7 protein-coding genes are annotated in these 6816 nt (G+C 69.7%); 5 read left to right on the top strand and 2 right to left on the bottom strand.

Going from position 1 to position 6816, the window contains the following annotated elements; translation table 11 throughout:
- Positions 1-487: LysR family transcriptional regulator (locus DBR34_RS23290; protein WP_258223968.1), on the bottom strand; the 487-nt coding region annotated here is incomplete at its 3' end.
- A gap of 102 nt (positions 488-589) precedes the next feature.
- Between DBR34_RS23290 and DBR34_RS15005 the strand changes: the two genes are divergently transcribed.
- The 3 genes from DBR34_RS15005 to dbpA are packed head-to-tail and all read left to right on the top strand — an operon-like array spanning position 590 to position 3403.
- Positions 590-1666, top strand: a complete 1077-nt coding sequence (locus tag DBR34_RS15005) for a YeiH family protein (protein ID WP_128097389.1) — start codon at positions 590-592, stop codon at positions 1664-1666.
- Positions 1667-1693: 27 nt separating this feature from the next.
- Complete coding sequence (locus DBR34_RS15000) at positions 1694-1978, top strand: hypothetical protein (RefSeq protein ID WP_128097388.1); 285 nt, start codon at positions 1694-1696, stop codon at positions 1976-1978.
- A 48-nt stretch (positions 1979-2026) separates the two neighbouring features.
- A complete protein-coding gene (dbpA, locus tag DBR34_RS14995; protein WP_128097387.1) occupies positions 2027-3403 on the top strand; it encodes an ATP-dependent RNA helicase DbpA in 1377 nt (458 codons plus the stop codon).
- Between the two features lie 158 nt (positions 3404-3561).
- Here the strand turns inward: dbpA and DBR34_RS14990 are convergent, their stop codons facing one another.
- A complete protein-coding gene (locus DBR34_RS14990; protein ID WP_128097386.1) occupies positions 3562-4098 on the bottom strand; it encodes an adenine phosphoribosyltransferase in 537 nt (178 codons plus the stop codon).
- Positions 4099-4404: 306 nt separating this feature from the next.
- Here DBR34_RS14990 and DBR34_RS23285 point away from each other — a divergent pair, with 306 nt between their 5' ends.
- On the top strand, positions 4405-5880 hold the full coding sequence (locus DBR34_RS23285; protein WP_258223967.1) for a hypothetical protein: 1476 nt from the start codon (positions 4405-4407) through the stop codon (positions 5878-5880).
- A partial coding sequence (locus tag DBR34_RS23280; protein ID WP_258223966.1) for a PQQ-binding-like beta-propeller repeat protein occupies positions 5781-6816 on the top strand: 1036 nt, incomplete at its 3' end. The genes DBR34_RS23285 and DBR34_RS23280, both read left to right, overlap by 100 nt.

Here is a 6816-nt window from a genome sequence, read left to right as displayed (position 1 = left end):
CGTTCAGCCCGCTCTCGTGGCACGGGCCTTCGATGAGGCCCAGGTCGACCTCCAGCCGCTGCACCGCCGCGACCACCTCGGCGCTGTTGCCAATGCGCAGGTCCACGTCCACGTGCGGCTGGTCGGCCAGCAGCCCAGCGACCCGGCCGGGCAGCAGGTAATTGCCGATGGTGGTGCTGGCCCCGATCCGCAGCTGCAGCGGCACCCCGGTGGCCGATGCCGGTCGCCCTGCCCCGGCCATCGCCTCCAGATCCGAGGCCGCGGCCAATAGCCCGCGCGCCGGGTCCAGCAGGGCCCGGCCCTGCGCATTGAGGATCAGGCGGCGGCCGATGCGGTCGAACAGCGGCGACGGCAGTTGCGCCTCCAGTTCGTTGAGCGCTGCACTGGTGGCCGACTGCGACAACGCCAGCCGCTCGCCAGCGGCGGCAGTGGTGCCGAGGTCGGCGACGGTCACGAATACCTGCCATTGGCGAAGACTGATGCGCATGGCGCCATTAACCCATAAAACCGGTTGAAATCACATACACAATGCGTTTTACAGGTTTATCGGGCGGACGCAGGCTGGAGGCCATCTGAAAGGAGCCGCACCGTGAACGCGTCCCGTCCCACGCTGTACCTGCCCACCCTCGCCCACCGTTGGCGCGGACGCCTGCCCGGCCTGCTGCTGGCGGGCGGTGTCGCGCTGGCGGCGATGGCGCTGGCCACCCTGCCCTGGCTGCAGGCGCATGGCATCAGTGCGCTCACCCTGGCCATCGTGCTCGGCATTGCGCTCGGCAACAGTGTGTACCCGCGCCTGGCACCGCAGGCGGCGGCAGGCGTGGGCTTTTCCAAGCAATGGCTGCTGCGCACCGGCATCGTGCTGTACGGCCTGCGCCTGACCTTCCAGGACATTGGCCAGGTCGGCGTTGGCGGCGTGCTGATTGATGCGCTGGTGCTGACCAGCACCTTCGCGCTGGCGTGGTGGGCCGGCACGCGCTGGTTCGGGATCGACAGGGAGAGCGCCCTGCTGATCGGTGCCGGCAGCGCGATCTGTGGCGCGGCGGCGGTGATGGCGGCCGAGCCGGTGGTGCGCGGGCGTGCGGAACAGGTCACCGTGGCGGTCTCCACCGTGGTGGTGTTCGGCACACTGGCGATGTTCCTGTATCCGGCGCTGTACCCGCTCATCCTGGCGCATGGCGTGATGCCGATGAGCGAGCAGGCCTATGGTGTGTTCACCGGCTCCACCGTGCACGAAGTGGCGCAGGTGGTCGCGGCCGGACGCGCGGTCAGCGAAGGGGCGGCCGACACCGCGGTGATCGCCAAGATGGTGCGGGTGATGATGCTGGCCCCGTTCCTGGTGGCGCTGTCGTTGCTGCTGGCCCGCGGTGGCCGCGCCCAGGCCGGGGCGGCACGCGCGAAGATCGTGGTGCCGTGGTTTGCGTTCGGCTTCGTCGCGGTGGCCGGGTTGAATTCGCTGCACCTGCTGCCTGCCACGTGGGTCGCCCTCGCCATCGATGTGGACACGGTGCTGCTGGCCATGGCCATGGCGGCGCTGGGCTTGACCACACACGTGTCAGCGCTGCGCCAGGCCGGCATGAAGCCGCTGCTGCTGGCCCTGCTGCTGTTTGGCTGGTTGCTGGCCGGGGGCCTGGGCATCAACGTGGGCGTGCACGCGCTGCTGGGGTGAGCGCGTGCCGCATGCCACACTGGTGCGATGAAGCGTGAGCGTGTTCCCCCCGTCGATCGCCGTCGTCTGCACATCCCGTACCGTCAGGTGCTGGAGCGCTACGGGGCGGTCGATGACGCCGAAGACGACCTGCTCGACCTGCTGCAGCGGGTGCTGGGCGCGGAGGTCGTGGTCCGCTGGGAGCAGGACATCAGCCACCCCAACCCCTGGTTCCACACGCTGATTCTGGATATCAGCGACGGCCCTGGCGAGTTCAGCCATGCCCAGCACACCGCGTTGATGGCGGGGCTGCGGGCGCTGGATCTGGCCTGAGCAGCGCCGGCACGCGCCCGACAGGCGGCCCAGCGGGTAGAATGCGCCATGAATGAATTCTCCGAACTGCCCCTGTCGGCCTCGCTGGCGGCGGGCATCGACGCGCTGGGCTATACCCAGATGACCCCCGTGCAGGCGCAGAGCCTGCCGGCGATCCTTGAGCGCCGCGACCTGATCGCCCAGGCACCCACCGGCAGCGGCAAGACCGCCGCCTTCGGGCTGGGCCTGCTGCAGGCCCTGGACCCGTCGGTGATCCGCGCCCAGGCACTGGTGCTGTGCCCCACCCGCGAACTCGCCGACCAGGTGGGCAAGCAGATCCGCAAGCTCGCCACCGGCATCCCCAACCTGAAGCTGGTGGTGCTCACCGGCGGCATGCCGCTGGGCCCGCAGCTGGCCTCGCTGGAAGCGCACGACCCGCACGTGGTCGTGGGCACGCCCGGCCGCATCCAGGAGCTCGGCCGCAAGCGCGTCCTGAAGCTGGGCGGGGTCACCACGCTGGTGCTGGACGAAGCCGACCGCATGCTGGACATGGGCTTTGAAGAGCCCATCCGCGAGATCGCCGGGCGCACCAGCAAGGACCGCCAGACGCTGCTGTTCTCGGCCACCTACCCCGACGAGATCCGCGAGATCGCCCGCGTGCTGCTGCGCGATCCGGTGGAAGTGACCGTCCAGGGTGCCGACAACGCACCGGCGATTCGCCACCTGTTCTGCGAAGTGGACCTGGCCAGCAAGCAGAAGGCGTTGGCCGGCCTGCTGCTGAAGTACACCCCCGAATCAACCGTGGTGTTCTGCAACACCCGCCGCGACGTGGATGACGTAGCCAATTCGTTGCAGCAGTTCGGCTTCTCCGCGCTGCCGCTGCACGGCGAAATGGAACAGCGCGACCGCGATGAAGTGCTGGTGCGCTTCGCCAACCGCAGCTGCAACGTGCTGGTGGCCAGCGACGTGGCCGCGCGCGGGCTGGACGTGCAGGACCTGGCGGCGGTGATCAACTACGAGTTGCCGACCGACATCGAAACCTACGAACACCGCGTGGGCCGTACCGGCCGCGCCGGTGCGTCGGGCCTGGCGGTAAGCCTGGTGACCGGCCGCGAGCGCAACCGCGCCGATGCGCTGGAAGCCGCGCAGGGCAAGCCGCTGGACTGGCAGAAGACCCCGCTGGCGACGGCACGCCCCGCCGTGCTGCCGCAGGCGGCGATGGAAACGCTGCGCATCGATGGCGGCAAGACCGACAAGCTGCGCCCGGGCGACATCCTGGGGGCGTTGACCGGTGAAGCCGGGCTGTCGGCCAAGGTGATCGGCAAGATCGACATCTACGCCACGCGTTCGTACGTGGCGATCGCGCGCGAGCAGGTAGGCCGCGCGATCGACCGGCTGGAAGCCGGCAAGATCAAGGGCCGCCGCTTCCGCGTCCGCAGGATGTAACCGGGGGTAGAGCCGACCGTTGGTCGGCTTTGCGCCATGCCGATCAGCCGGGCAGAGCCCGGCGCTACGTGCTTACCCGGTAGAGCCGACCGTTGGTCGGCTTTGCGCCATGCCGATCAGCCGGGCAGAGCCCGGCTCTACGGTCAGGACGTTCCGGCTCAATACACCAGGTTGGCCAGCAGCGGCACGTCGCCGTCCCAGCGCTCGCGCCCGCCCAGCCCGGCCAGTTCCACCAGCACGGCCGCGCCCACCACCTCCACCTGCAACTGGCGCGCCAGCGACAACGCCGCCAGCAACGTGCCGCCGGTGGCCAGCACATCATCGACCACCAGCACGCGCGCACCGGCCGGCAAGGCGTCGGCGTGCACTTCGATGGTGTCGGTGCGGTACTCCAGCGTGTATTCCTGCTTCAGCGTGCGGCCCGGCAGCTTGCCCGGCTTGCGCACCGGCACGAAGCCGACGCCCAGCACGCGCGCCATGGCCGCGCCCAGGATGAAGCCGCGCGATTCGATGCCCATCACTGCCTGCAGGTTCGCCGTGCGCCACGGCTGCACCATCGCGTCGATGGCCGCGGCGAAATCATCGCCATTGGCCAGCAGCGGCATGATGTCCTTGAACAGGATGCCCGGCTTGGGGAAATCGGCGATATCACGCAGGCGGCCGGCCCAGGCGGGCGTGGCGGAAGACTCGGTCATGGGGCGGGCAACGAACGGGGTGGCATAGGGTAAACGCTTCGGCGCGGCACTGCCTGCGCGGCCGGGCTGCTGCGTTGCTGCGTTCCATCGGTGGCACCACGGGTTCACGCGTAAATCGCACAACGGTGCGATAATCGCCCTAACCGGTCGTTCACTCCGTTTCCGCGATAAGCAGCGAAGCATTGCCTTGCCCTGCAGGGCAAGGCAATGCCGGGGTGTGATGGCCAACGGTCCCCGCCACGCATGGCGCGCGCGGGCCTGCCCGGTACCGGTCGGTACCGGGTTTCCTGTAGAGGTTCATGCAACGTGGACGAGAACACGAAACCGTCGGCCCTGTGCCGCACCCTGGTGGTCCTGATTGGCATCGTGGTGATGCTGTTCGGCCTGGTTCTGTTGGTAGGCGGCGTGCGGCTGGCCCAACTGGGCGGCAGCTGGTACTTCCTGCTGATGGGCGCCGCGTCGCTGGTGGCCGGCGGGCTGCTGGCCCTGCGCCGCCCGTCGGGCGCGCTGCTGTATGGCGTGGCGTTCGTCGCCACCGTGGCCTGGGCGCTGGCCGATGCCGGGCTGGAATTCTGGCCGCTGGTGTCGCGGCTGGTGATGCCCGCCGTGCTGGCGATGCTGGTCGCACTGACCTGGCCGGTGCTCCGGCGCAACCGCGGCCAGCGCTCCGGGCGTGCGGCCTACGGCGTGGCCGCGCTGTTGCTGGTGGGCCTGCTGGGTACCGCAGTGTCGGCGTTCCAGCCGCGCCCGGTGGTCACCGCGCAGGGCGCGTCCCCGGCCGTGGTGCCGGTCGCCAAGGGCAGCGAGCAGCGCGACTGGCAGCACTGGGGCAACACCACGGCCGGCACCCGTTTTGCCGCGCTGGACCAGATCACCCCGGCCAACATCACCCAGCTCCAGGTAGCCTGGACCGCGCATACCGGCGACGTGCCGGAGAGCGATGGCTTCGGCGCCGAAGACCAGAACACCCCGCTGCAGATCGGCGACACGCTGTACCTGTGCACGCCGCACAACCAGGTGGTGGCACTGGACGTGGACAGCGGCAAGCAGCGCTGGGCGTTCGATCCCAAGGCGAGCGCGCCGAACTGGCAGCGCTGCCGTGGCCTGGGCTATTTCGACGCAGGCCAGCCACTGGTCGGCGCGCCCACGGTCGCCGCCGCACCCGGCCCTGCCGCACCGGCTACCGTCGCCGCAGCACCGGCCCCGGCGCTGTGCGAGAAGCGCATTCTGATGACGTCGATCGACGCGCGCCTGTTCGCGCTGGATGCCACCACCGGCGCGCCCTGCCCGGACTTCGGCGAGGCCGGCGTGGTGGACCTCAAGCGGGGCATGGGCGAGATCAAGCCCGGCTTCTACACGCTGACCGCCGCGCCCCTGGTGGCCGGCGAACTGGTGATCGTGGGCGGCCGTGTGGCCGACAACATCGAGGTCAACGAACCCTCCGGCGTGGTGCGTGCCTACAACGTGCGCAGCGGCGCGCTGGCCTGGGTCTGGGACCTGTCCAGGGAAACCCCGGACGTGCCGCTGGATCCCTCGATCCACTACACCCGCGCCACCCCGAACGTGTGGACCTCGATGGCCTACGACCCGCAGCTGGGCCTGGTCTACCTGCCCACCGGCAACACCACGCCGGACCAGTGGGCCGGCGAGCGCACCCGCAGGATGACAAGTACAGCTCGGCGGTGGTGGCACTGGACGTGGCCACCGGCAAGGAGCGCTGGGTCTACCAGACCGTGCACCACGACCTGTGGGATTACGACCTGCCCGCGCAGCCGACCCTGACCGACGTGCCCGACGGCAAGGGCGGCACGCTGCCCGCGCTGCTGCAGATCACCAAGGCCGGCCAGGTATTCATGCTCAACCGTGCCACCGGCCAGCCGATCACCGAGGTGCGCGACATCGCGGCACCGCAGGGCAACGCCGCGGGCGAGCGCTACGCGCCCACCCAGCGCCTGTCGGTGGGGCTGCCGCAGATCGGCGCGCAGACGCTGACCGAATCGGACATGTGGGGCGCCACGCCGATCGACCAGATGCTGTGCCGCATCCAGTTCAAGGGCTTCCGCTACGACGGCATGTTCACCCCGCCGGGCGAGGACCTGGCCCTGCAGTGGCCCGGCTCGCTGGGTGGCATGAACTGGGGCAGCGCGTCGGTGGATCCCACCACCGGCTACCTGTTCGTCAACGACATGCGCCTGGGCCTGTGGACCAAGCTCATTCCGCGCGCGGAAATGACCACCGGCGCCGGCGGCGTGGAAATGGGCGCGGCCTCGCAGACCGGTACGCCGTATGGCTCGCTGCGCGACCGCTTCCTGTCCAAGCTGGGCATTCCCTGCCAGAAGCCGCCGTTCGGCACGCTGTCGGCGATCAACCTGGCCACCCACCAGCTGGTCTGGCAGGTGCCGGTGGGCACGGTGAAGGACACCGGTCCGATGGGCGTCAAGATGCGCCTGCCGATTCCGATCGGCATGCCCACCCTGGGCGGCTCGCTGGCGACCCAGTCGGGCCTGCTGTTCTTCGCCGGCACCCAGGATTACTACCTGCGCGCGTATGACAGCCGCACCGGCGAGGAAGTATGGAAGGCGCGCATGCCGGTGGGCAGCCAGGGCACGCCGATCACCTATGTGTCGCCGAAGACCGGGCGCCAGTACGTGGTGATTTCCGCCGGCGGTGCACGCCAGTCGCCGGATCGTGGCGACTACGTGATCGCCTACGCGTTGC

Source organism: Stenotrophomonas sp. HMWF003 (assembly GCF_003061285.1).
Taxonomy (GTDB): domain Bacteria; phylum Pseudomonadota; class Gammaproteobacteria; order Xanthomonadales; family Xanthomonadaceae; genus Stenotrophomonas; species Stenotrophomonas maltophilia_AP.
Note: the sequence above shows the minus strand (reverse complement) of the source record. Positions and strands in the feature narration are given on the sequence as shown.

Excerpts from the sequence above, each read along its gene's own strand:
- DBR34_RS15000 (WP_128097388.1), top strand. The coding sequence starts at position 1,694 with ATGAAGCGTGAGCGTGTTCCCCCCGTCGATCGCCGTCGTCTGCACATC.
- dbpA (WP_128097387.1), top strand. The coding sequence starts at position 2,027 with ATGAATGAATTCTCCGAACTGCCCCTGTCGGCCTCGCTGGCGGCGGGC.
- DBR34_RS14990 (WP_128097386.1), bottom strand. The coding sequence starts at position 4,098 with ATGACCGAGTCTTCCGCCACGCCCGCCTGGGCCGGCCGCCTGCGTGAT.